This is a genomic window from Microlunatus sp. GCM10028923 (assembly GCF_042666975.1).
GTDB lineage: Bacteria > Actinomycetota > Actinomycetes > Propionibacteriales > Propionibacteriaceae > Microlunatus.
Map to the genome: position 1 here is coordinate 130,363 of NZ_JBHTFF010000019.1, position 23,852 is coordinate 154,214.

A 23,852-nucleotide genomic window follows, 5' to 3' on the forward strand; every position below is an offset into this window, starting at 1 on the left:
CATGTCTTTCTCCTCTCCACTGCGACGCCGTCGGGTCCTGCAACTCGGCGCCGTATCCCTCGCGGCGACGGCGGTCGGAAGTTCGACGCCCTGGAGCGCCCAGGCAGCCACGCCGACCGTGTACGACGAGGCCTCGCTGTCCTGTGAACTCTCCGGCTTCGGCGTCCACGGCAGTACGGGCTATCTGACCAGCCGCGGTCTCTCGCCGGTGCGCCACCTCCAGTACGACTTCGCCACCCGACAGGTCACGAACCTCTCCCACCTGCCGGTGACCGGCGCCAACGGAAAGCAGAACGACGGGGCCTACTGCCTGCACCCCTCCCCGGACGGCTCGGTCGTGTATTCGGCGCCCTGGTCCGGCAGCGACCTGTACCGCTGGAGCACCAGCACGCAGGCGTTCACCCGGGTGGCCACGAATCTCGGCAACCTCCCGTACGCGATGGACGTGGCGCCGGACGGCAAGGTCTACGTCGGGATCTACGATCCGAGCCTCGGTGCCCTGGTCCGCGAGTACGACCCCGGCACCGGCGCCGTGACCTCGCTCGGGCAGGCCGTACCGGCCGGCACCTCGCTCTACGCCCGCTGGCTCGCGGTCGACGCCAGCCACGTCTACGTCGCCACGACCAGGGACGGCGTCCTGGTCCGCCGGCCCCGCAGCGGCGGCGCCTGGACCGAACTGCACCGGCTCCCGAAGCCGGACGGAGTGACCGTCACCGGCTACAACGGCGTCGCGCTGAGCGCCGCGAAGGTGTTCGCCCTGACCGGCCGCACCGTACTCCGGATGAACCTCGACGGCACCGGCCTGGAGACCCTCACCGCCCCGGCGTCGCTGGACCGGCTCGTCCACGACCCGGTCACCGGAGCGCTCTATGTCGCCGACGTCGACCGCGCGATCCACCGCCTGTCCGACGGCTCGACCTCCTTCGTGAAGCTGGCCCAGTCCACGTCCACGCTGCGCCATGCCGGCATCGGCCTGGCCGACCCGGGACTGCTCGTCGGGTGCACCGAGGACGGGATCGTCTGGGACCTCGTGCTGGCCACCGGCGCCTACCAGGAACGCAACCTGACCGAGATCGCACCGCAGGCGGCGGGCGGCGAACTCGTCCACTCGCTCTGCGCCTCGACGAGTGCGAGCGTGGCCTGGGTCGGCGGGCGCAACGCGGTCACGATGCACAACGTCGCCACCGGAGCCTCCGTGCGGTATCCGGTCCGCGGTGAGGCCAAGGCGGTCGGCGTCTGCGGTAACGACCTCGTCGCCGCCGTCTACCCCTCGACCGAGCTGCACGCGATCGACCGCACGACCGGGGCCCAGCGGACCCTGGCCCGGATCCAGAACGACCAGTACCGCCCGATGGATCTCGAGGTCGACGACGCCACCGGGCGCGTCTTCATCGCGACGAAACCCAACAAGGGCGTCGCCGACGGGGCGCTGGCGGTGATCAGGCCGGCGGTCGCGAACAGCCTTCAGGTGCTGCGGGGCGTGCTGCCCGGGCAGGCTGTGGTCTCGGTCGACCTAGACGCCGGCAAGATCTTCCTCGCCGGCGACCGCTCGGCCGGTGACGAGGCGGTGCCGCCGGGCGCCGCCGGCGCGCAGATCACGGTCCTGGACCTGGCCACGCTGGCCGTCGAGCAGACCTTCACCCCGCTGGGCGAGGGCACCGCCCTGATGAGCATCGCCCACCTGGACGGGCTCGTCTACGGCGTCTACAAGGTGCCGTCCGGCTACTGGTTCGCCTGGGATCTCGCCCAGGGCAAACGGGTGGCCGGCTCCTCCAAGGACGCCGACGGGAACTGGGTCCGGATGCTGCCCGGCTACGGCGAGGTGGTCCGCCACGGCGGCCACGTCTTCGCTGCCGTGATCGCGGAGTCCGCGGCCGACGTGCACCTCTACCGGCTGGGCCCCGGGCTCACCACCGCCACGTTGCGCAACCAGGACCTCGGCCGGTCCTGGTACACCTACCCGCAACTCGGCTTCATCGGCTCCTCGATGACCGCCTGGACGCTGGTGGACCGGAAACTCGCGAAGGTCGACCTGACCGTCTGAACCTGTGGAGTACTGGCGACCTCAGAGCCGGGACAACCAGGGGTGATCGGGAGTCCGGCGGGCGATCACCGGCCGGAGCCAGGCCCGCTGCTCGTCGTCGAGCAGATCCGCCACGGCCGAGAAGTCGAGGTCGTTCTTCGCCAGCCGATCCCTCGCCTTGAACAGCAGAACGACCTCCGGCGCCTGGATCGGGAGCCCGTGGCGGCCGTACCGGGTCATCAGCCCGACCGGGCGCCGGATCCGGCCCGACCCGCGCGGAAAGATCCAGACGTCGCCCTCGAACCGGCCGACCAGGATCTGCAGTCCGGGAAACCCGTCCAGGACGATCGTGTCCGGCCCGGCGGTGAGCACGTCACCGCGCCGCCAATCGCGCCTGACCCGACTGTGCGGATGCTCGATCACCGGGTCGCGGCCACGCAGATGGTCCCAGAGCAGGTCCGCTTCGTCGTCGCGGACCAGGAGATCGACATCGCTGTGGTCCCGGACCGGCGCGGGGCAGGCGAGGTCGATCGCCCACCCGCCGGTGACCCACCAGGATCCCGGAAATCCGTCAAGAATCGAGACCGCCCGCAGCAGGTCGCGCTCGTCCATCGGCACCTCCTGCATGTCGCAGAACCTCTTCAACTCAACCGATAAAGCGCTTCAGAGGCCCGAACCCTCCGAGTTCAAGAGCTTCTGCGACAAGCCTCCCGCTCGACTGCCCGATCCCGCGGGTCGCCACGGATACGCCGACCGCTCGCGGACAGTCCGATCCGACGGGCCGGATCACTGCACCACCCGACCGAATCGCTCCAGCTTCGCCGCCCGTCCGACGAACCGAATCGCCGCCCAACCCGACCGGGCCCCGAATCGCTCCACCATCCCCGCTCCTCCCGCTCCACTCGCACCGACAGGGCACTTGCGCAGCGACACGCCGTCAGAACGCCTGCTTTTGTGCCCGGTCAGCGGGTTGGGAGAGGGGGTCAGGCTTTGCCGTAGCGGCGCTCGCGGTCGGCGTACAGCTCGATGGCGCGCCAGAGGTCGCGGCGGTCGAAGTCGGGCCAGAGGCGGTCCAGGAAGACCATTTCGGCGTAGGCGGACTGCCAGACCAGGAAGTTCGAGGTGCGCTGCTCGCCGGAGGAGCGGACGAAGAGGTCGACGTCGGGGATGTCCGGTTCGTCCAGGAAGCGGCGGAACCGGTCCTCGGTGAGCCGGGACGGGTCGAGGCGGCCGGACGCGGCCTCCTCGGCGATCCGCCGGGCGGCGTCGACGATCTCGGCCCGGCCGCCGTAGTTAACGCAGAACTGCAGGGTGATCACGTCGTTGTCGACGGTGCGGGCCTCGGCCGCCTCGAGCTCCGAGATCACGCTGCGCCAGAGCCGGGGCCGCCGGCCGGCCCAGCGGATCCGTACCCCCATCGCGTCGAGTTCGTCGCGGCGGCGCCGGATCACGTCGCGGTTGAAGCCCATCAGCCAGCGCACCTCGTCCGGCGACCGGCGCCAGTTCTCGGTGGAGAACGCATACGCCGACAGATACTTCACGCCGACCTCGATGGCGCCCTCGATCACGTCGAACAGGGACGACTCCCCCGCCGAATGACCGTCGGTACGAGGCAGCCCGCGCGCCTTCGCCCAGCGACCGTTGCCGTCCATCACCACCGCGACGTGGCGCGGCAGTCGGCCCGCCGGGATCCGGGGCGGCCGGGCGCCACTGGGGTGCGGATTGGGCGGCGCGCTCTTCCGGGTTCTCCTTGCCACGTGGGGGACAATAGCCCGGTGCCGACCTACTCCGATGAGGCCGTCGTCCTCCGGACCCACAAGCTGGGTGAGGCCGACCGCATCATCACCGTCCTCAGCCGTCGGCACGGCAAGCTGCGCGCGGTCGCGAAGGGGATCCGGCGCACCTCCTCCAAGTTCGGGGCCCGGCTGGAGCCGTTCTCCCGGGTCGATCTGCAGTTCGCGGTGGGCCGGTCGCTGGATGTGATCACCCAGGCGGTCACCCTGGAGCCGAACAGCGACGAACTCGGCCAGGACTACCGCAAATACACGGCCGGCCACGCGATGGTGGAGACCGCCGACCGGCTGGTCGCCGAGGAACGCGAGCCGGCGGTGCAGCACTACTTGCTGCTGGCCGGCGCGCTGCGGGTGCTCCAGTCCGGCACCCGGGACGGACCGCGGACGCCGTCGATGATCTTGGATTCCTACCTGCTCCGCGCGGTCGCGATCGCCGGCTATGCGCCGTCGTTCGTGGACTGCGCCCGGTGCGGGCTGGCCGGTCCGCACGGCGCCTTCTCCCCCACCTCCGGCGGTGTGGTCTGCGAGCCCTGCCGGCCGGCCGGGTCGAGCCGGCCGTCGCCGGAGACCCTGACGCTGCTCAGCGCCCTGTTGGAAGGCCGCTGGGAGGCGACCCGGAACCAGCCCGAGGCGGTCGTCGCCGAGGCCAGTTCGATCACCGGCGGCTACGTCGCCTGGCACCTGGATCGCAACCTTCGCTCACTGGCGCATGTCGAGCGTTGACCCCGGCTGGGGGCCGCCCGATCCGTCGGGCCGCTTCGGCGAGACTCCGGTCCGCCATCGTCCGCACCGCGTCGCGTACGTGATCGCCGTGATCACGGCCGTGGCCGGGTTGCTGGCCGTCGCCGTGCCGATCGGGATCCCGTTCCTGGTCTCCCGGTGGACCGAGCAGCCGCCGGTGGTGGCACCCGATCCGGCGGGCGGGCGGCCGGGCGTCGGCGACCCGTACTTCCCGGAGTACGGCAGCAGCGGCTACGACGCGATCAAGTACACGATCTCGGTCGACTGGGATCCGGCCGCGAAGCGGCTGACCGGACAGACCATGATCAACGCGCGGGCCGGCCAGACGCTGCCGTCGTTCTATGTTGATCTTGCCCTGCCGGTCGCCGAGGTGCTGGTGAACGGCGAGCCGGCCCGGCACGCCAAGTCCGGCTTCCAGGACGTCAAGATCACGCCACGGCAACCGGTCCAGGCCGGCAGCGAGTTCACGGTCGAGATCCACTACGCCGGCGACCCCGGAGCCCTGCAGCGAGGCGAGACCAGGCCCTGGTACGTGACCGGCCAGGAGTGGACCGCGGCCGGCGAGCCGGAGAGCGCGGCCTGGTGGTACCCGTCCAATGATCATCCGTCCGATGTCGCGCTGATGGACACCAGCGTCCGGGTGCCGGCCGGCTTCGAGGTGATCGGGGTCGGACGGCTGGAGTCGCGGGACACCGCCGACGAGGCGGACCACGACACCTGGCGCTGGATCGCCCGGCAGCCGATGGCCACCTATCTCAACTTCATCACGATCGGGCAGTACGAGATCAAGGAAGGCGTCGCGGCCGGGCGACCGTACCTCTACGCCGTTTCGGAGCAACTCCCGGAGCCGGAACGCAAGATCGCGTTCGCCCAGCTGGCGAAGTCGGAGTCCATGATCACGATCATGGAGGAGACGTTCGGGCCGTACCCGTTCAGCGAGTTCGGCGGCGTCGTCCCGGTGCACAACTTCTGGTTCGGCGGGCTGGAGACCCAGACCCGGCCGATCTACCAGCGGCAGTCGATCCTGGACGACGACTATGCGCCGGAGTTGATCATGCACGAGCTGGCCCACATGTGGTACGGGGACCACGTCACCCTGGCCCAGTGGGACGACATCTTCATCAACGAGGCGTACGCGTCCTGGGCCCAGTGGCTGTACCGGGAACGATCCGGCGGGCCGACCGCGGCGGAGTCGTTCGCCGGGATGTACGGCAGGGTCAAGGACCGTCCCGATTTCTGGCGGATCTCCATGGTCGACCCGGGTCGGGAGCACCTGTTCAGCACCGTGTACGCCCGCGGCCCGATGACTCTGCAGGCCCTGCGCACCCTGCTCGGCGACGAGGCGTTCTTCGCTCTGGCCAGGGAGTGGGCGGCGAATCCCGGCCCGCGCAGCGTCGAGCAGTGGATGGTGGCCGCGCAGGCCAAGACGTCGACCGATCTCGGGCCGTTCTTCGACGCCTGGATGCGGTCGACGTCGGCACCCGATCCCACCGCGGCGAATGGCTTCGGCTGACGGTATTGTGCGGAGTCTGCGACCGGATCGGGAACGGCCCCGAACCCGGGATCGGACACGAAGTCGTACTCGGGGGCATCGAGTAGGAGGAACGGGTGCGGAAGCGCCGGTCATCGACGCCGAATTCGCCCAGCACTGGGCGCATTCTCGGCGTCGTCGGCATCGCGATGATCGCGATGGCCGTGTTGGGCGTGATCTTCGTCGTGGTGAACCGGCCCAGCCCGGCGACCACGGCAGCCCAGCCTGCCAGCGCCCCGCCGGCGACCTCGCTGGCCGAACTGCCGGCCAGCAAGGCGCAGACCCCGATGGTGAACGAGCACTCGCACTCCTCCGACGACGGGCCCGACGACGAGCCGAAGCAGAAGGAGACGCCGTCGCGGGCGCCCTCCCCCTCGCCGACGCCCCAGGTCTCGACCCAGTCGCGGCCGCCGTCGCAGAGCACCCCGCCGCGTCCCGAGCAGCAGGTGCCGCCGCTCCGAGAGACGAACCTGCCCACCTCGGCAGACCTCTTCTGGCGCACCTCGGGTGAGTGGCAGGAGGAACCCGCCAGCGACGCCACCGGGGACCGGCCGCCGTCGGTCTGTCTGCCGTCGATGACCGTCCTGGCCAACCCGACCACCCTGCTCCGCCGCGACTACACGCTGACCGGCGTCGGCCGCAGCACCGCGGTCGCGGTCGACTACCCCACCGAGGCGGAGGCCGAGACCGCGTACGCCGAACTGGGCCGCAGCGTCCGGGAGTGCCCGGCCCTGCTGCGCCAGCAGGGGTACGTCCAGCCGAGCCCGGTCGCGGTCCGGCCGGTGCCGCTGCCCGAGGGCATCGTGGCCGAGCACCTGCGCCTGGAGTACCAGTTCCGGAAGGCGAAGCCGACCACCGAGAGCATCGGGCTGCTCCGCGCCGGCAACCGGGTGTTGATGATCTCGATGGTGACCCCGGCCTCCGACACCACCTGGGCCGAGGACCCGGCCGGCAAGCCCCAGGACCACCCGATGCTGCGCACCCTGCCCGCCGCCGCGATCCGCCTGGTCGGCTAGGCCCCTTGTGTCGACGATCACCTCGACATTCGAAGTTAGGGTACGCTAACTTGATCAGGTGACTGTCGGGAGCGGCCAACGGACCGGCCGGCCGATCGTCGTCGACTCCACGACCACTCCACGCCGGCTGGTGCTGCGGACGATCCTGGCCGGCCGTGGGTACGCCCTCGGCGCGGCCGTCCTCGCCGTCCTGCACCAGCTCGGCGAAGGCCTGGTGCCGGTGATCATGGGGCTGGCCATCGATCGTGCGCTGGCGACCAGTGATCTTGGTCAGCTGCTGTTCTGGATCGCCTTGCTGGCGGTCGATTTCGCCGTCCTGTCGTTCTCCTACCGGTTCGGGTCCCGGATCGGCGAGTTCGGCCTGCAGGTGGTCCAGCACCAGTTGCGCGGGCGGGTCACCGACCGGCTGCTCGACCCTGCCGGCGACGCAAGCGCTCGCGGCCGCCTCCCCGGCGAGGCACTGTCCGTCGCTACCGCCGACGTCAACCGGCTGTCCCTCGCGGTGCTCCTCGCCATCTATCCGGTGGGCGAGCTCGCGGCCGTGATCTTCGCCGGCATCGTGCTGCTGGTGCTCTGCTGGCCGCTCGGCCTGGCCGTCCTGATCGGCGCCCCGCTGATGCTGCTGCTGCTCGACCGCGCCGGCGGGCCGCTGCGCCGGCGCAGCGAGAGCGAACAGGCCCTGGCCGCCGCCGCCTCCGGCCGGGCCGCCGACCTGGTCACCGGCTACCGCGTGCTGCGCGGGCTGCGGGCCGAGCGGACCGCCGCGGAACGCTACCGGCAGGTGAGCCGGGAGGCGCTCGCCGGCACGCTGCATGCCCGGCGGGCGTTCGGCGGCTACCTGGGGGCCATGTCCGGTGTCAGCACGATCTTCGTCGCCGCGATCGCGGTAGCCGCGGGCCTCTTCGCGCTGAGCGGCCGGCTCAGCGTCGGCGGCCTGATCACCGTGGTCGGGCTGACCCAGTTCATCATCGGGCCGCTGCGGATGTTCGCCGCCAACGTCGGGCCGATCTGGGCGTCGGCGCAGGCCTCCGCGGCCCGGGTGCTGGCCGTCCTGACCGCCCCGCCGGTGCCGCACGGCTCCCGTACCGTTGCGGCGGCGGGGACGCCCGGCTCGGTGGGCTTCACCGGCGCGGTCGTCGAGACGCTCGGCCCGCTCGACCTCCGGATCGAGGCGGGCGAGTTCGTCGCGATCCGGTGCGGCGGCGCCGAGGCGGCCGAGCTAGTCGAGCTGCTCGGGGCGCGCCGGGCACCGGAGGCCGGCCGGCTGACCTATCAGGACGTCAGCGTCACGGACTATCCGCCGGAGGCGATCCGGGCCGAGATCCTGCTCGCCCCGCACGCCGCGGATCTCTTCGAGGGAACGGTTCTGGACAATCTTGGCCTGTCCGGCCCGAACGATGATCATGAGGTACGGGCCGGCCGGGTGCTCGACCAGGCGGGTGCGGCCGACCTGGTCGACGTCCTGCCGGACGGGGTCCGGACCGCGGTCGGCGAGGCCGGCACCCGGCTCTCCGGCGGTCAGCGGCAGCGGGTGGCCCTGGCCCGCGCGCTGGCCCGGGACGCACCGGTACTGGTGCTGCACGATCCGACGACCGCGGTCGATTCGGTCACCGAGGCCGAGATCGCCCGGCGGGTCCGGGCCGCCCGGCCGGGCCGGACCACGATCGTGATCACCACCGCGCCGGCCTGGCTCTCGGTCGTCGACCGCGTGATCGACCTGGGAGCGAAGCCATGACCGCGACCGTCAGCCGGACCGCCACCGACCGGCCGGAGCGGCTGCCGATCGCCGGCCGGCGGGAGGTGCTGGCCGAGGTACGGCTGGCGTTGCGCGGCCGGCGGCTCCAGCTGGCCCTGCTGGTGCTGATCTTGGTCGCGGCGAACGCGGCGGGACTGGCGATGCCGGCCGCGCTCGGTGCGATCGTCGACACGATCAACACCGGCGGCGGCGCGGAGCGGATCTGGCAGCTCGGCGTGATCATGGCCGGCAGCGGGATCGTCGGTGCTGCCCTGACCGGGGTCGGGGTGGTGTGGTCGGCCCGGCTGTTCGAGTCGGTGCTGGCCACGCTGCGGGAGCGGATGGTGACCCGGGCCCTGCTGCTGCCGCAGCCGGTCGTCGAACGGGCCGGCACCGGCGACCTGATCAGCCGCGCCAGCGACGATGTGGCCCGGGTCGCGGAGGCGGTGCCGCGGGTGACGCCGGCCCTGACCGGATCGCTGTTCACCATCGTGCTCACCTTCGCCGGCATGGCCGTCCTCGATCTTCGGTACGCGCTCGCCCTGCTCGTGATCATCCCGGTGCACGTGCTTGCGGTGCGCTGGTACCTCCGCGTCGCCCCGCCGGTCTACGCCGCGGAACGGGCCGCGATGGCCGAGCGGGCGAACCACGTGCTGGCCGGGCTGCGCGGGCTGGACACCGTGCTGGCGTACCGGCTGAGCGGGCGGCACAGCCGCCGGATCGCCGCCGCGTCCTGGGAGGTGGTCGGCTGGGCGCTGCGGGCCCGGGTGTTGCAGAACCGGTTCTTCGGCCGGCTCAACTTCGCCGAATTCCTCGGCATGACGGCGATCCTGGTGGTCGGCTTCCTCCTGGTCCGCAGCGACCTCGGCACGATCGGCGCCGCCACGACGGCGATGCTGTTCTTCCTCCGCCTCTTCGATCCGATCAACCAGCTGCTGATCGTGGTGGACGACCTGCAGTCGGCGCTGGCCTCGCTCGGCCGGATCGTCGGCGTGATCAGATACGAGTCGGCCTCCGATGCGCCGGACCTCCCCGAGCCGCGGGTGGTGCCGGAGGGCCCGGCGGTCCGGATCCGGGATCTCGGCTTCGCGTACCACGATGATCATCCGGTCCTCGCCGGCATCGATCTCGATCTTGGTCGCACCGAACGGGTGGCCCTGGTGGGCAACTCGGGCGCCGGCAAGTCCACCCTCGCCGCCTTGATCGCCGGCGTCCATCGACCGGCGGCCGGGACGATCGAACGACGTACCGGCCCGGTCGTGTTGATCACCCAGGAGGTGCACGTCTTCGCCGGTACGGTCCGGGACAATCTCACCCTGGCCGACGCCGGAGCTGACGACGACCGGCTCCGCCGGGCATTGCACACGGTCGGCGCCGAGGACCTCGTCGACCGGCTGTCGGACGGCCTGGACACCGAGGTCGGCGCCCACGGACATCCGTTGACCGCGGCCGAGGTGCAGCACCTGGGCCTGGCCCGGCTGGTCCTGCTCGACCCGCCGGTCGCGATCCTGGACGAGGCGACCGCCGAGGCCGGCAGCACCAGCGCCGGCCTGTTGGATCGCGCGACCGACCGTGCCATCGCCGGCCGCGCCGCCCTCATCGTCGCCCACCGGCTCAGCCAGGCCGCCGCGGCGGACCGGGTGATCGTGCTGGACCACGGCCGGATCGCCGAGCAGGGCAGCCATGATCAACTTCTGGCCGCCGGCGGCCGGTACGCCGAGCTGTGGCGGGTCTGGTCCCAGGACCGCTGATCACCATGGTGGACGTTCCGGAGCGACTCAGGGTGAAGGCGTCCCAGAGCGCCGAGCGTCGGGCCTGGCTCGCGTCGCTGCCCGACCTGTGTCGCCGGCTCGGTTCCGAGTGGGACCTGCGGCTCGGAGAACCGTTCCAGAACGGCCATGTCGCCCTCGTGGTCGCGGCGACGCGCGGGTCGGCGGAGGTCGTGCTGAAGGTGCCGATGCCGGCCTCGATCGACCTCGGCACGCTTCCGGCGAGTGCCCGGGCCGGCGAGGCCGACGCCCTGCGGCTCTGGGCGGGCCACGGCGCCGTACGGCTGCTGGACCATGATCAAGTCAGCGGGGCGATCCTGATCGAACGGTGCTTACCGGGGCTGACCCTGGATCAGCTGGAACACCATGATCAGGATCGCGTTGCGGCCGTCTTGCTGCCTCGCCTGCACCGACCCCCGCCGGCCTCGGGCGGGTTCACCGGACTGGCCGAGCGTGCCCGGCTGGTCCGCGAATCGCTCCCGGAACGCTTCGAGCGCTGCGGATCGCCCTTCGACCGCTGGTTGTTGGAGGCCGCCGTCGAGTGGCTCACCGGGCTCGCCACGCCCACGACGGATGAGGTCCTGCTGCACGGGGATTTCCACCAGCACAACGTTCTGGCCGACGGCCGGGAGTCCTGGTTGGCCATCGATCCGTTGCCCATGGTGGGAGATCCGGGCTACGACGCCGTCCAGTACCTGCTGTTCCGCAAAGGTGATCTTGCCGATCCCGAGGCCGCGTGGGACGGGCAGATCGATCAGTTCTGCGAGCGGCTCGGCTTCGACGCCGGACGCACGAAGGCCTGGCTGTTCACCCGCTTGATCACCGATGCTGTGGCCGCTTGTGCCGAGGAGGGTGCGACGCCGGCCGAACTCGAAGATCGGCAAGGCGATCTCTGGTCCGCTCGCCTCGTCCACCGGCTCCTGCCCTGAACCGTCCTCAAGCCCGGATCATCCCGCCGAATGACGGCACGCAAAAGGGCGGGACCCGTTGCACCGGTCCCGCCCTGTTCGCGTCTCGTCAGCGGTGCGCGCGGTTGATCGCCGAGGTCACCGCGCGGAGGGAGGCGGTGACGATGTTGGCGTGGACGCCGACACCCCAGACCACCTTCGCATTCTCACCCTGGCCGACCTCGGCCTCGACGTAGGCGGCGGCCATGGCGTCGCCGCCGGAGCTGAGAGCGTGCTCGGTGTAGTCCAGCACCCGTACCTTGTAGCCGAGGGCGGACACCGCGTCGACGTAGGCCGACACCGGGCCGTTGCCGTCGCCGCCGACCTCCTTCACCTCGCCGCGGTCGATCACCCAGGCGGACACCGTGTCGCCGGCCTCGCTGCTCGTCGCACCGATCACATGATCAAGATGCAGCGGCGCTTCCGGGTCCAGGTACTCGCTGGAGAAGATCTCCCACAACACGTCCGGGGTCATCTCGCCGCCGTCGGAGTCGGTCCGCGCCTGGACCACCTGGGAGAACTCGATCTGCAGCCGGCGGGGCAGGTCGACGGCGTGCTCGCTCTTCATGATGTACGCCACGCCGCCCTTGCCTGATTGGGAATTGACCCGGATCACGGCCTCGTACGTACGCCCGACATCATGCGGGTCGATCGGCAGGTAGGGCGCCTCCCAGGCGATCTCGGAGACCTCGATCCCCTGCTCCTTCGCCTTCGACTCCAGATCCTCCAGCCCCTTCTTGATCGCGTCCTGGTGGGACCCGGAGAAGGCGGTGTACACCAGGTCGCCCGCGTACGGATGGCGCGGATGGACCGGCAGATTGGTGCAGTACTCCACCGTGCGACGGATCTCGTCGATGTCGGAGAAGTCGATCTTGGGGTCGATGCCCTGCGAGAAGAGGTTCATGCCAAGCGTGACCAGGTCGACGTTGCCGGTCCGTTCGCCGTGCCCGAACAGGCAGCCCTCGACCCGGTCGGCGCCGGCCATCAGGGCCAGCTCGGTGGCGCCGACGGCGGTGCCGCGGTCGTTGTGCGGATGCAGGCTGATTGCCACGTGCTCGCGGTTGCGGACGGTGCGGCCGAACCACTCGATCAGGTCGGCGTACGTGTTCGGGGTGGACATCTCCACCGTCGCCGGCAGGTTCAGGATGATCTCCCGTCCCTCGCTCGGCTGCCACACGTCCATCACGGCGTTGCAGACCTCGACCGCGAACTCCGGCTCGGTGCCGGTGAAGATCTCCGGCGAGTACTGGTAGCCGAACTCGACGTCGCCCAGGTGCTGCTCGGCGTACTTCACCACCAGTTCGGTGCCGCGGGTGGCCAGCGCCAGGCACTCGGCCTTGTCGATCTTGAAGACGACCCGGCGGAACAGCGGCGCGGTCGCGTTGTACAGATGGATCGTCGCGGCCTTGGCACCGACCAGGGACTCGGCGGTCCGCTCGATCAGGTCTTCCCGGGCCTGCGTCAGCACCGAGATCGTGACGTCCTCGGGGACCCGCCCCTCGGTGATCAACTGGCGGACGAAGTCGAAGTCGGTCTGGCTCGCCGACGGAAAGCCGACCTCGATCTCCTTGTAACCCATCCGCACCAGCAGCTCGAACATGCGGAGCTTCCGGGCCGGGGTCATCGGGTCGATCAAGGCCTGGTTGCCGTCCCGAAGATCGGTGGACAACCAGCGCGGCGCCTCCGTGATCCGCTGTTCCGGCCAGGTGCGGTCGGGCAGGGAGATGGGGGTGTACGCGCGGTAACGCTGGAACGGCATCGGGCTGGGCTGCTGCACCGGTACGGACTGCGGGCGGGTCGCGTCGGCCGGCGTGGTGTTGCTGATCATGAAAGATTCCTCGCTGCTCGGATCACTCCTGTTCGGCTGGACGCACGAACTCCGCAGCGAGGGTGCCAGCCCTTAGCGGGCCTCGCTGCGGCAGCGAAGGAGGAGAGACCAGAAGGTCATGTCGCCCACTGTAGCCACATCGGCCTGGCTTTGGCCACCCAACCACCGGCGCCACCGCGGGACGGGTGGACTGAACGCTCAGGGACCGGGAGGCCCGGAGGGCGAGGTCGCGCCCGGGCTGCGGCGGCGGGCCAGCAGGCGATTGAGCAGGACACCGACGGCGACCAGGCCGACCAGGACGGCGATCACCACCAGGCCGCTGGACGGGTTGCTGATCGTGAACGCGGTGATCCAGAAGATCACCGTGGCGCCGATCAGACAGCCGGCGCCGATCGACAACGCCTTGTTGCCGGGCGGCTGCTGAGTCGTCAGCTCCAACCGCTGGCTCAGGCGGACGGCGCCGGACTCGTACACGTCGGCGAGATCGACGAGCTCGTTGAGGGTCCGGGTCGCATCCCAACCAGGCAAGGGACCTGGCATGGCGATCTCGAAGCCGTCGCCGGCGAAGGTGATCATCGCCGCCTGCCCCTGCGGGTGGGCCAGCAGCCAGTCGATCACCGACGGCGGCACGGCTCCGGCGACGGTCGCCGGATCCTTGGCCAGCACCCGGAACTGTTCGTCGAACCGGGCGTGCCCGGTCGGGGCCTCGGTCAGCCCACCGAACAGGACGGTCGGCAGTGCGAGTGCGCGAGAGATGATCTTGATCGGCGTGGTCCGCGGGCCGAGCACCTGGATCGAGTGGTGCGAGGTCCGGCTGGTCGACCCCGAGGTCACGGTCTGCGTCGAGTACTCGAGCAGGACCACCCGGCGGCCGCGGTACTCGGCGGCGAAGGCGTAGTCGAAGGCCTTGCCGGTCCCGGTGTACGGAGTGTCGGTGAGCGGATCGGCCACCCGCCCGAACGGCAGCCCGAGTTCCGCGGTGAACCAGCGCGCCCCGAGCCGGCGACCGAGATCGTCGGTCTCGGCGCGGAGCCGGTGTTTGCGGCGCCGGCTGGCGACAGCGATCCCCACGAAACCGATCACGAACCCGCAGACGATGATCAATGCCGAGATGCCCTGATCCATGGCGGTCACCCTAGCGAGCCCAGGCCATCTCAGAACCCGGACAGCATTCTCAGAATGTGACCAATCGGGTTGCGCCGGGTCGCACGGTCGGTTGCAATGGTCGGCAAGAAGTACGTGTGACGAGTACCAGCGTTCAGCCCCGGCTTGCTGGTCGGCAACCCTCCTCCGCGGCGGGGTGCCCCGGGTGAACACACGGCCACCCCTGGCAAGCGCGGGCCGTAGCGGACAACGATCCAAGGCCCCATGATCATGAGGAGCCGGCGATGTCTGTCGTCATCGAATCCCGTACCACCACCGACCTGCGGCGGCAGCCGTCCATCCCCGCATTGCGTACGGTCAGCGGCGCCGACCTCGAGGTCCCGCTGGTGGACGGCAGCACGACGCGGTACGTCAACCTCGACTACGCGGCCAGCGCGCCGGCGCTGTCCGAGGTGCTGGACGAGCTCGGCCGAGCACTGCCCTACTACGCGTCCGTGCACCGCGGCGCCGGCTACGCGTCGGCGGCCAGTACCACCGCGTACGAGCAGGCCCGCCGGACCATCGCCGCGGCGACCGGGGCCCGGGCCGACGACCACGTGATCTTCACCCGCAACACCACCGACGCCCTGAACCTGCTGGCCCGGGCCGTTCCCGCCGACCTCGACGTGGTCTGTCTCGACATCGAGCACCACGCGAACCTGTTGCCCTGGCAGCAGCGCGGCGCGACCGTGATCACCGCCCGGCCGACCCTGGCGGAGACGCTCGACCTGCTGGCCGCCGAACTCGCCCGGCCCGAGGTCGCCCTGCTCGCGATCACCGGCGCGTCCAACGTGACCGGCGAGACGCTGCCGTTGGACCGGATCGCCGAACTGTGCCGGCGGACCGGCACCCGGCTCGCCGTCGACGGCGCCCAGCTGGTGCCGCACCGCGACGTCGACCTGGCCGGTAGCGGGATCGACTATCTGGCCTTCTCCGGCCACAAGACCTACGCGCCGTTCGGTGCCGGGGTCCTGGTCGGCCGCGCCGACTGGCTGGATGCGGCGCCGCCCTATCTGGCCGGCGGCGGTGCGGTCCGCCGGGTCCGTACCGACGAGACGGAGTGGACCACCGGCCCGGCCCGGCACGAGGGCGGCACCCCGAACGTGCTCGGCGCGGTCACCCTCGCCGCGGCCTGCCGCACCTTGACCGGCCTCGGCCGGCTGCGTCGGGACCGGCACGAGCGGGCGCTGACCGACCGGCTGCGGGCCGGTCTCACCGAGGTGCCGGGGGCACGGCTGCTGCGGATCTTCGACGACAGCACCGACACCGTCGGCATCGTCGCGTTCACGGTCGACGGTTTCGACGCCGGCCTGGTCGCGGCCTATCTGTCGGCCGAGCACGGGATCGGCGTCCGGGACGGCAAGTTCTGCGCCCATCCACTGCTGAACCGGCTCGGCTGCGCCGACGGAGCGATCCGGGTCAGCGTCGGCCTGGGCTCATCGTCCGCGGACGTGGACGCGCTGATCACCGGGCTGCACCGGCTGGTCGAGGTTGGGCCGGAGTGGACGTACGACGAGGTGGACGGCCGGATTCAGCCGGTACCGGATCCGCGGCCGGCGCCGGACTGGCTGCCCGAACTGGAGACCGGCGGCACCGGCTGCAGGGGCTGAAACCACAACGTTCCCTGAGCTTGTCGAAGGGCAAGGCCCGATCTGGCTCGGCCCTTCGACAGGCTCAGGGCACTGAATTGCGGCTTGGCCCTTCGACAGGCTTAGGGAACGACAGGCTCAGGGGTTGACGTGCAGCGTGCGCGGCTTGCGGGCCGATTCGCCGAGCTGCTGGATGCCGAGCACCAGGCCGCCGACGATGTCGCCGCCGGCGAAGGACGACTGCATGCTCGCCGCGGCCAGCCGGCATTCAACATCATCCAGGGTGCGCCGCGCCTCGACGCCGGTGATGATCTCGAGCGCCCGGAAGCCGGGGTCGCAGAGCACCAGCACCGAATGCTGCGGGTCGTCGAGCCCGGCGTGCAACCGCTCGGCGTACCGCCGGGAATCCTCCTCGGCGACGCCGATGAAGACGGAGAAGATCAGCCCGGAGACCGCCTCGGCGTTGTCGACCGCCTGCTGGATCCGGTGCAGCTGCTGCGGGGTCAGGTCGTTACCAGCGGGCACTTGCGCCTCCGACCTCGGCCGACGGCCCGGCGGGCAGCTCGGCCGCCGCAGCGCCCTGCTCCAATTGACCCAGCTCGGCGCCACGGCCGAGCCAGACCGGCTCGGTGACGGCGAGCGACTGCCGCTGGTTGGCCCGGATCAGCGAGGGCGCCTTGCCCAGCGCGAAGATCGCCAGGAACACCAGCCCCGGGAAGCCCACCAGCACGCCCAGCGTCTGCAGGACGGTCGGGTTCGCGACCTCGGGCCAGCCCGATAGCGTTTCGAGGGGCACTACCATGCTCAGCAGTTCACTCACGCCCCATACGGTAGTCGATCACGCCCCTGAAGGAGGCACCGTGTCCGACCGCGCAGCCGACGCGTCCGCCGCGGATCCCCGAGTCGTGACGACGAACTCCCGCATCGTGATGGACGGCGAGCAGATCTCCCGGGCCTGTGCCCGGATGGCGCACCAACTGCTGGAGGCCAACCGTGGCGCCGGCGGCCTGGTGCTGCTCGGCATCCCGACCCGCGGCGTGCCGCTGGCCGAGCGGCTGGCCGAGGCGATCGCCGGCGTCGAAGGGGTCCAGGTCCCGGTCGGTGCGCTCGACATCACGCTCTACCGGGACGACCTACGCCGCAACCCGACCCGGGCGCCGGCCCAGACCAGACTGCCGGTCGACCTGGACGACACGACGGTCGTGCTGGTCGACGACGTCCTCTATTCCGGCCGTACGGTGCGCGCAGCGCTGGACGCGCTCGGTGATCTTGGTCGACCCCGGGCGGTACGGCTCGCGGTGCTGGTCGACCGGGGCCACCGGCAGTTGCCGATCCGGGCCGATCACGTCGGCAAGAACCTGCCGACCGCGGCCAGCGAACGGGTCCAGGTCCGGCTCGCCGAACTCGACGGCGTCAACGAGGTCACGATCACCCGGGACTCGGGTGCCGAGGGGGAATCCGCCTGATGCGACATCTGTTGTCCGCAGCCGATCTCGATCATGACGAGATCGTCGAGATCCTCGATCTCGCCGAGGAGATGGCCCAGGTGCTGCACCGGCCGATCAAGAAACTGCCGGCTCTGCGCGGCCGGACCGTGGTCAATCTGTTCTTCGAGGATTCGACCCGGACCCGCTCGTCGTTCGAGATCGCCGGCAAGTGGCTGTCCGCGGACGTGATCAACATCAGCGCCAAGGGATCCTCGGTGTCCAAGGGCGAATCGCTGCGGGACACGGTGCTCACGGTGGCCGCGATGGGCGTCGACGCCCTGGTCATCCGGCACCAGGCCTCGGGCGCGCCGCTGCAGGCCTCGCAGTGGATCGACGCGCACGTGATCAACGCCGGCGACGGCATGCACGAACACCCGACCCAGGCCCTGCTGGACGCGTTCACCATCCGCCGGCACCTGCGCGCCGAGGACCCGGACGTGATCGACTTCACCGGCCGGACCGTGGCCATCGTCGGCGACGTCACCCACTCCCGGGTCGCCCGCAGCAACGTGGCGCTGCTGCGCACGCTCGGTGCGAACGTGATCATCGTGGCGCCGCCCACCCTGCTGCCGTCCGGCATCGACAGCTGGCCGGTGGAGGTCTCGACCGACCTCGACGCGGTGCTCGACCGGGCCGACGTGATCATGATGCTGCGGGTGCAGCGGGAACGGATGTCCGGCGGCTACTTCCCCACCCCGCGGGAATACACGGTGTCCTACGGGCTCACCCGGGACCGGCTGGCCAAGCTCCGGCCCGGCGCCGCGATCTGCCACCCGGGCCCGATGAACCGCGGCCTGGAGATCTCCGCCGATGCGGCCGACGCGGCCAACTCGTTGATCTTGGACCAGGTCGCGGCCGGTGTCGCGGTCCGGATGAGCGTGCTCTATCAGCTGCTCGGTGGCGCCGACGAATCCGTACCCACGAAGGAGCACGCGTGACCAACGCGATCATGATCACCGGAGCCGACCTGGCCGGTTCCGGTCCGGGTGACTTGTTGATCATGGACGGCCAGTTCGCCGACCCGGGCCTGGCACCGGCCGACGCGCAGCGGGTCGACGCCGCCGGACTGGTCGCCCTGCCCGGGCTGGTCGACCTGCACACCCATCTCCGCGAGCCCGGCCGGGAGGACGCCGAGACCGTCGAGTCGGGTACGGCAGCGGCCGCCCGGGGCGGCTTCACGGCCGTCCTGGCGATGGCCAACACCGACCCGGTCACCGACACCGCCGAGGCCGCCGCGCACGTCGCCGCGCTCGGCCGGCGGGCCGGGCACACCCAGGTGGTACCGGTCGGCGCCGTCACCAAGGGACTGGCCGGCGCCGAACTCGCCGAACTCGGCCTGATGGCCCGCTCGGCGGCCGGGGTCCGGGTGTTCTCCGACGACGGGCACTGCATCGGCGACGCGCGGCTGATGCGCCGGGCCCTCGAGTACGTCCGCGCCTTCGGCGGCGTGATCGCCCAGCACGCCCAGGATCCGCGGCTGGCCGGTCCGGATGCCTGCTGCCACGAGGGCGAGATCTCCGGCCGGCTCGGGCTGTCCGGCTGGCCGCCGGCGGCGGAGTCGACCATCGTCGCCCGGGACGTCGAGCTGGCCGAGCTGACCCGGTCCCGGGTGCACGTCTGTCACGTGTCCACCGCCGAGACGGTCGAGGTGCTGCGCTGGGCGAAGCGGCGCGGCATCGCGGTCACCGCCGAGGTGACGCCGCACCACCTGCTGCTCACCACCGACCTGGTCACCGGCTACGACCCGACGTACAAGGTCAATCCCCCGCTGCGGCCGGCCGAGCACGTGACCGCGCTGCGGGAGGCGCTCGCCGACGGCACCATCGACGCCGTGGCCACCGACCACGCCCCGCACGCGCGGCACGACAAGGAGCACGCGTTCCCGGACGCCGCGTTCGGCATGCTCGGGCTGGAGACGGCCCTCGGCGTGGTGCTGGAGACGATGCTGGACGGCCTCGGCTGGGCCGGGGTCGCCGACCGGCTGTCCGTTGCGCCGGCCCGGATCGCCGGCCTGAACGGGCAGGGCCGCGCCCTGGCGCCGGGCGAGCCGGCCAACCTGGTGCTGGTCGATCCGTCGGCGCGGAGCGTGGTCGACGCGGCCGACTCGGCCTCGCTGTCCCGGAACAACCCGTGGCACGGCGTGGACCTGCCCGATCCGGTGGTCGCGACGTACTGGAACGGGAACCAGACCTACGCTCGGTGATCGGATCGGCCGGCCTGTCCGATTCGTGAAAGACGCCCACCCGGGCCGGGTTCTAGCGTCGAGGACATGACCATCGATCTCGTCGCTGCGGAGCATTTCCTGCACACCCACGCGCGGCTACTGGAGCGGCTGCAGTTCGCCGCGCTCGTCCACGGGCAATCCGACGAGCCGGTACGGAAGGCGCTGCAGGTCTACCAGAACCCGGACGGCGGCTTCGGCCACGCCCTGGAGCCCGACGTCCGGGGTCCGGACAGCCAACCGTCCGCGGTCCGTACGGCGCTCGCCGTGCTGGCCGACGTCGACGCGCTGGACGACCCGATCACCGAGCGGGCGGCGGCCTGGCTGGCGACGGTCAGCGGCCCCGACGGCGGCGTACCGACCGTCCTGCCCAGCGCCACCGCGTACCCCCGCGCGCCGTGGATGCAGCCGCGGCCCGAGAGCGGCTTCCTGACCTTCGCCCTGGCCGGATTGCTCTGGCAGTCGGGCGTCGATCATCCGTGGCTGCGGCCGGCCACCGAGTGGTGCTGGGCCGCCCTCGCCGCGGACCCCGACCCGGCCGGCTACACCGTGAAGTTCGCGCTCGACTTCCTCGATTCCGTACCGGATCCTCGGCGGGCCGCGGACGCCGTCGAACGGCTCCGGCCGGCCCTCGCCGCCGACGGCAGCCTGCCCATCCCGGGCGGGACCGACGGCGAACGGGTCCGACCGCTCGAACTTTCCCCGCGGCCCGACTCGCCGAGCCGGGCCCTGTTCACCGACCGGCAACTCGACACCGACCTCGACCGGCTGGAGCACGACCAGCACGAGGACGGCGGCTGGGACGTCGACTACCTGCACTGGTGCCCCGCCCAGTCCCTGGAATGGCGCGGCATCGCCACCGTGCAGGCCATCGCGACCCTGGCCCGCAACGGACGACTCAACCTCGACAACGGAGACCACTGACATGCCTCAGACCCACCACACCATCGACTACATCGAGATCCCGGCCCGCGACCTCGAGGCCTCCCGGGCGTTCTACGCCGCGGCCTTCGGCTGGACGTACAACGACTACGGCCCGGCCTACGCCGGCATCCGCCGGCCCGGCGGCGAGGACGAGGTCGGCGGGCTCGCCGCGACGGACGGCGCCATCGTCACCGGCAGCCCGCTGGTGCTGCTCTACTCCGACGATCTCGACGCCACCCTGGCCGCGATCAAGGAGGCCGGCGGCACCATCATCCGCGAGCCGTACGGGTTCCCGGGCGGGCGCCGGCTGCACTTCGCCGACCCCTCCGGCAACGAGCTCGGCGTCTGGGCGCACGCCGATTGAGCACGTACGATCGGCTTGATCCGCTCCAACCGATCGAGGGCGCCCGATGACCCCGACCCAGCGGCCCGACGAGCCGGTGCCGTACCGCGAATATCCCGCGGTACGCGGCCTGCAGCACCTGGTCTCCTGCCTGTGGGAGAACGACGTCCAGGACCGGCAGCACACCGTGATCCCGGACGGCTGCGTCGACCTGATCTGGCTCGGCTCGCACGGCCTCGTCGTGGCCGGCGCCGACACCGGGCCCCGCCTGTCCGGGCCGATCCCGGGACCCGTCTGCGGCATCCGGCTCCGGCCCGGTGCCGCCGGCACGGTCCTCGGCCTGCCGGCGGCCGAGCTCCGGGACCAACTGGTGCCGGTCGAACACGTGTGGCAGCGGTCCGGGCCCGAACTGGCCGAGACCATGGCGGAGGCCGACGCCGAGCGCCGGCTCGCGATCCTGACCGAGGCCGTACTGGTACGCCGGGCCGCGCCCGATCCGGTCGTGGTCGCGGCCGCCGCCCGGCTCTCCGAACCGGGCGCCCGGGTGTCCGCGGCGGCGGCCGACCTGGGACTCAGCGAGCGACAGCTGAACCGCCGGCTGCTGCATTCCGTCGGGTACGGGCCCAAGATGCTGGCCCGCGTGGCCCGGCTGCGCCGGCTGATCGCCGCCGCCGAACCGTCCCTCGCGCTGCGCGCCCTGGCCGCCGGCTACGCCAGCCAGGCGCACATGAACGAGGAGGTCCGCCGGCTGACCGGCGACTCGGCCGGCCGGTTCCTGAAGCACGCCTCCCTCACCGCCGCCTGATCCTCGGACTGGTTAGGGTAACCTAACCGTTCGTGATCAAGCTCTCTGCGCGCCCGACCCGGCGCACCGTCCTCGGCGGTTTCGCGGCGGCTGCCGGCACCTCGTTGCTGGCGGCCTGCCAACGGGAACTCCCGGCGGCACCCCAGTCCCCCGCCGGCTCCCCGGCCACCCTCCGGGTGGTCACCCTGGATCCGTTCTCCACGCACAACCTGCTCGACTTCGGGCTGTCGCCGGTCGGTGCCCAGGAGGGGCTGGATCAGGCCGTCTTTCCGGAGCACCGGGAGACCTACGCTGGCCTGCCCAAGATCGGCAGCTACTTCGAGCCCGACTTCGAGGCGATCGCCGCACTGAACCCGGAACTGATCCTGGCCAGCTCCGGTCAGGCCGAGTTCCGGGACCGGCTGGCCGCGCTGGCGCCGACCACGCTGATCACCGCGGAGTCGTCCTCGACCTGGCCGAAGGCCGCTGAGGAGGTCGCCGCCGCGACCGGCCGGCAAGCCGAGCACGACCGGCTCCGCACCGCCTACCTGGAGCGCTGTGAAGAGATCAAGGCGCGGCACGGGTACGCGCTCGGCCGGCACACCTGGGCCGTCGCCTGGCTGGCCACCGCCGAGGGCTTCTCGGTCCGGCCCACCGAGAGCAACGGCGCCCAGGTGCTCGCCCTCGCCGGGGTACGGTTCGGCCGGCTCACCGAGCAGAACGACACCGGCAAGGACATCGTGCTGTCCTGGGAGGAAGCTGACCGGATCGCCGACGCCGACGTGATCTGCCTGCCCGGCCGTACCGACGGGAGCAAGGACCCGACCACCGAACTCGCCCTGGACCAGGCCGCCTTCCAGGCCCTGCCCGCCGTCCGCGCCGGCCGCGTCGCGATCTTCAACCACATCACCCCCGGCTCGTACCGCAACGCCACCGCCCTCGCCGACGAACTCGACACCTACCTGACCAGCCTCTGACCCCGCGGCTCCGGTCCAGCCGCGACCCGTGCTGCCTGGACCTGGCAATCCGGCTCGGCATCGACCGGGCTCCCACCCGGCGAGCAGCGTGCGCTCCACCCGACCGCAACCGCGACTCTTACCTCCATCCGCGACCGATGCACCGGTCGCGGACGCGAGGAACGATCGCGGCTGCGGCATGGACCGGCCCCCGCAGGTCGGCGGCAGGATCCAGGCCCGAGCCTCGACCGGCGGCCTGCACCCACCGCGGCCGCAACCGCGACCCTCACACCCATCCGCGACCGACGCACCGGTCGCGGACGCGATAAGCGATCGCGGCAGCGGTCGTTGACGGCGTTTCCGGGTCGCCATGCGGCGCGAACCCGCCCTCGACCGAGAGGCTCGGGCGACATCACCGAGTGGACGGGTTGACCGGCAGAACCGCCGAAATCGAGGTCAAGGCGTCCACTCGGCGAACCCGGAACCCGGACGAAGGGCGAGGCGACGCCGGCTGGCGGGCTGGGCACGCGGATCGACAGACGCGACTGCGGCATGGACCGAGCCCGGCTCAGCGAGCGGCAGGGACCGGGCCCGCACCTCGACCGGCGGCATGCACCCACCCGAACACAACCGCGACCCGCGCCCATCAGTAACTGATGCCGCGATCACGACTGCGGCAAGGACCTGGCTCGCGGCTCGGCAGACGACGCGCGCCCCACTCGAACACAACCGCGACCCTTACGCCCATCCGCGACCGATGCACCGGTCGCGGACGCGAGGAACGATCGCGGCTGCGGTCGTCGGCGGCGCGTCCCGGTCGGCAACGGCGCGAACCCGGCCTCCGAACCGGGAGGAGACGGGCACATTCATCGAGTGGAGGGGTTTGACCGGCAAACGGCGGCGGATTCACGCGGTTGTTGCAACACCGATTGGATCTGTTGGGTTCGACAGTAGTTGGTTGAGTGCTTCTGCTGGGGTGCGCCAGTCGAGGGTTTGGCGGGGTCGGGCGTTGAGTTCGGAGG

The 23,852-nt window shown here is 71.3% G+C and carries 21 protein-coding genes and 1 riboswitch; of the genes, 15 read left to right on the forward strand and 6 right to left on the reverse strand.

The annotated features are described in order from the left end of the window. Window position 1 precedes the first annotated feature (1 nt). The gene (locus ACFQU4_RS33510) at window positions 2-2,044 is read left to right on the forward strand and encodes a hypothetical protein (protein WP_377500618.1); all 2,043 of its coding nucleotides are present in this window, start codon (window positions 2-4) and stop codon (window positions 2,042-2,044) included. A 21-nt stretch (window positions 2,045-2,065) separates the two neighbouring features. Here the strand turns inward: ACFQU4_RS33510 and ACFQU4_RS33515 are convergent, their stop codons facing one another. Both ACFQU4_RS33515 and ACFQU4_RS33520 read right to left on the reverse strand, forming a co-directional pair. Then, window positions 2,066-2,650: a nucleotidyltransferase domain-containing protein gene (locus ACFQU4_RS33515; protein ID WP_377500620.1), complete on the reverse strand. Its 585-nt coding sequence runs from the start codon at window positions 2,648-2,650 to the stop codon at window positions 2,066-2,068. A 356-nt stretch (window positions 2,651-3,006) separates the two neighbouring features. Further along, window positions 3,007-3,780, reverse strand: a complete 774-nt coding sequence (locus ACFQU4_RS33520) for an isoprenyl transferase (protein ID WP_377500622.1) — start codon at window positions 3,778-3,780, stop codon at window positions 3,007-3,009. Window positions 3,781-3,798: 18 nt separating this feature from the next. Between ACFQU4_RS33520 and recO the strand changes: the two genes are divergently transcribed. The 6 genes from recO (at window position 3,799) to ACFQU4_RS33550 (ending at window position 11,537) form a co-directional block, all read left to right on the forward strand. Next, window positions 3,799-4,539, forward strand: coding sequence for a DNA repair protein RecO (gene recO / locus ACFQU4_RS33525; RefSeq protein WP_377500624.1), 741 nt, complete (start codon window positions 3,799-3,801; stop codon window positions 4,537-4,539). After that, entirely contained in the window at window positions 4,526-6,070 is a 1,545-nt protein-coding gene (locus ACFQU4_RS33530; RefSeq protein ID WP_377500626.1) for a M1 family metallopeptidase, read from the forward strand. Before recO ends, ACFQU4_RS33530 begins: the two co-directional genes overlap by 14 nt. Before the next feature lie 95 nt (window positions 6,071-6,165). After that, window positions 6,166-7,104, forward strand: a complete 939-nt coding sequence (locus ACFQU4_RS33535; protein ID WP_377500628.1) for a hypothetical protein — start codon at window positions 6,166-6,168, stop codon at window positions 7,102-7,104. A gap of 58 nt (window positions 7,105-7,162) precedes the next feature. Continuing rightward, a complete protein-coding gene (locus ACFQU4_RS33540) occupies window positions 7,163-8,839 on the forward strand; it encodes an ABC transporter transmembrane domain-containing protein (RefSeq protein WP_377500630.1) in 1,677 nt (558 codons plus the stop codon). After that, window positions 8,836-10,590, forward strand: a complete 1,755-nt coding sequence (locus ACFQU4_RS33545; RefSeq protein ID WP_377500632.1) for an ABC transporter ATP-binding protein — start codon at window positions 8,836-8,838, stop codon at window positions 10,588-10,590. Before ACFQU4_RS33540 ends, ACFQU4_RS33545 begins: the two co-directional genes overlap by 4 nt. Before the next feature lie 5 nt (window positions 10,591-10,595). Then, a complete protein-coding gene (locus ACFQU4_RS33550) occupies window positions 10,596-11,537 on the forward strand; it encodes an aminoglycoside phosphotransferase family protein (protein WP_377500634.1) in 942 nt (313 codons plus the stop codon). A gap of 88 nt (window positions 11,538-11,625) precedes the next feature. On the opposite strand, the gene leuA is transcribed toward ACFQU4_RS33550, so the two are convergent. Then, window positions 11,626-13,383: a 2-isopropylmalate synthase gene (leuA, locus tag ACFQU4_RS33555; protein ID WP_377500636.1), complete on the reverse strand. Its 1,758-nt coding sequence runs from the start codon at window positions 13,381-13,383 to the stop codon at window positions 11,626-11,628. A 198-nt stretch (window positions 13,384-13,581) separates the two neighbouring features. Continuing rightward, entirely contained in the window at window positions 13,582-14,508 is a 927-nt protein-coding gene (locus tag ACFQU4_RS33560) for a hypothetical protein (protein WP_377500638.1), read from the reverse strand. Window positions 14,509-14,623: 115 nt separating this feature from the next. Continuing rightward, window positions 14,624-14,726, forward strand: a riboswitch (SAM riboswitch). A gap of 45 nt (window positions 14,727-14,771) precedes the next feature. Here ACFQU4_RS33560 and ACFQU4_RS33565 point away from each other — a divergent pair. Beyond that, on the forward strand, window positions 14,772-16,136 hold the full coding sequence (locus ACFQU4_RS33565; protein WP_377500640.1) for an aminotransferase class V-fold PLP-dependent enzyme: 1,365 nt from the start codon (window positions 14,772-14,774) through the stop codon (window positions 16,134-16,136). Between the two features lie 117 nt (window positions 16,137-16,253). Here ACFQU4_RS33565 and ACFQU4_RS33570 read toward each other — a convergent pair whose 3' ends face one another. Together ACFQU4_RS33570 and ACFQU4_RS33575 are read right to left on the reverse strand one after the other, a co-directional pair. After that, window positions 16,254-16,640: a DUF5130 family protein gene (locus ACFQU4_RS33570; RefSeq protein WP_377500642.1), complete on the reverse strand. Its 387-nt coding sequence runs from the start codon at window positions 16,638-16,640 to the stop codon at window positions 16,254-16,256. Beyond that, window positions 16,627-16,935, reverse strand: a complete 309-nt coding sequence (locus tag ACFQU4_RS33575; RefSeq protein ID WP_377500644.1) for a hypothetical protein — start codon at window positions 16,933-16,935, stop codon at window positions 16,627-16,629. The genes ACFQU4_RS33570 and ACFQU4_RS33575 overlap by 14 nt, the downstream gene beginning before the upstream one ends. 40 nt (window positions 16,936-16,975) lie before the next feature. Here ACFQU4_RS33575 and pyrR point away from each other — a divergent pair, with 40 nt between their 5' ends. The 7 genes from pyrR to ACFQU4_RS33610 all read left to right on the forward strand — a co-directional run bounded on the left by pyrR (window position 16,976) and on the right by ACFQU4_RS33610 (window position 22,851). Beyond that, window positions 16,976-17,581, forward strand: coding sequence for a bifunctional pyr operon transcriptional regulator/uracil phosphoribosyltransferase PyrR (pyrR, locus tag ACFQU4_RS33580; protein WP_377500646.1), 606 nt, complete (start codon window positions 16,976-16,978; stop codon window positions 17,579-17,581). Continuing rightward, the gene (locus ACFQU4_RS33585) at window positions 17,581-18,540 is read left to right on the forward strand and encodes an aspartate carbamoyltransferase catalytic subunit (protein WP_377500648.1); all 960 of its coding nucleotides are present in this window, start codon (window positions 17,581-17,583) and stop codon (window positions 18,538-18,540) included. Before pyrR ends, ACFQU4_RS33585 begins: the two co-directional genes overlap by 1 nt. Next, on the forward strand, window positions 18,537-19,805 hold the full coding sequence (locus ACFQU4_RS33590; protein WP_377500650.1) for a dihydroorotase: 1,269 nt from the start codon (window positions 18,537-18,539) through the stop codon (window positions 19,803-19,805). Before ACFQU4_RS33585 ends, ACFQU4_RS33590 begins: the two co-directional genes overlap by 4 nt. A gap of 66 nt (window positions 19,806-19,871) precedes the next feature. Further along, a complete protein-coding gene (locus tag ACFQU4_RS33595; protein WP_377500652.1) occupies window positions 19,872-20,747 on the forward strand; it encodes a hypothetical protein in 876 nt (291 codons plus the stop codon). Between the two features lies 1 nt (window position 20,748). Then, window positions 20,749-21,111 carry a VOC family protein gene (locus tag ACFQU4_RS33600; RefSeq protein ID WP_377500655.1) on the forward strand — a complete coding sequence of 121 codons (363 nt, stop codon included), beginning with the start codon at window positions 20,749-20,751 and terminating at the stop codon, window positions 21,109-21,111. A gap of 46 nt (window positions 21,112-21,157) precedes the next feature. Then, window positions 21,158-21,895, forward strand: coding sequence for a DUF6597 domain-containing transcriptional factor (locus ACFQU4_RS33605; protein WP_377500658.1), 738 nt, complete (start codon window positions 21,158-21,160; stop codon window positions 21,893-21,895). A gap of 32 nt (window positions 21,896-21,927) precedes the next feature. Further along, on the forward strand, window positions 21,928-22,851 hold the full coding sequence (locus tag ACFQU4_RS33610) for an ABC transporter substrate-binding protein (RefSeq protein ID WP_377500660.1): 924 nt from the start codon (window positions 21,928-21,930) through the stop codon (window positions 22,849-22,851). The last annotated feature ends 1,001 nt before the right edge of the window (window positions 22,852-23,852 follow it).

Excerpts from the sequence above, each read along its gene's own strand:
- ACFQU4_RS33510 (WP_377500618.1), top strand. The coding sequence starts at position 2 with ATGTCTTTCTCCTCTCCACTGCGACGCCGTCGGGTCCTGCAACTCGGC.
- ACFQU4_RS33515 (WP_377500620.1), bottom strand. The coding sequence starts at position 2,650 with ATGCAGGAGGTGCCGATGGACGAGCGCGACCTGCTGCGGGCGGTCTCG.
- ACFQU4_RS33530 (WP_377500626.1), top strand. The coding sequence starts at position 4,526 with ATGTCGAGCGTTGACCCCGGCTGGGGGCCGCCCGATCCGTCGGGCCGC.
- ACFQU4_RS33545 (WP_377500632.1), top strand. The coding sequence starts at position 8,836 with ATGACCGCGACCGTCAGCCGGACCGCCACCGACCGGCCGGAGCGGCTG.
- ACFQU4_RS33550 (WP_377500634.1), top strand. The coding sequence starts at position 10,596 with ATGGTGGACGTTCCGGAGCGACTCAGGGTGAAGGCGTCCCAGAGCGCC.
- leuA (WP_377500636.1), bottom strand. The coding sequence starts at position 13,383 with ATGATCAGCAACACCACGCCGGCCGACGCGACCCGCCCGCAGTCCGTA.
- ACFQU4_RS33560 (WP_377500638.1), bottom strand. The coding sequence starts at position 14,508 with ATGGATCAGGGCATCTCGGCATTGATCATCGTCTGCGGGTTCGTGATC.
- ACFQU4_RS33565 (WP_377500640.1), top strand. The coding sequence starts at position 14,772 with ATGTCTGTCGTCATCGAATCCCGTACCACCACCGACCTGCGGCGGCAG.
- ACFQU4_RS33585 (WP_377500648.1), top strand. The coding sequence starts at position 17,581 with ATGCGACATCTGTTGTCCGCAGCCGATCTCGATCATGACGAGATCGTC.
- ACFQU4_RS33595 (WP_377500652.1), top strand. The coding sequence starts at position 19,872 with ATGACCATCGATCTCGTCGCTGCGGAGCATTTCCTGCACACCCACGCG.
- ACFQU4_RS33600 (WP_377500655.1), top strand. The coding sequence starts at position 20,749 with ATGCCTCAGACCCACCACACCATCGACTACATCGAGATCCCGGCCCGC.
- ACFQU4_RS33605 (WP_377500658.1), top strand. The coding sequence starts at position 21,158 with ATGACCCCGACCCAGCGGCCCGACGAGCCGGTGCCGTACCGCGAATAT.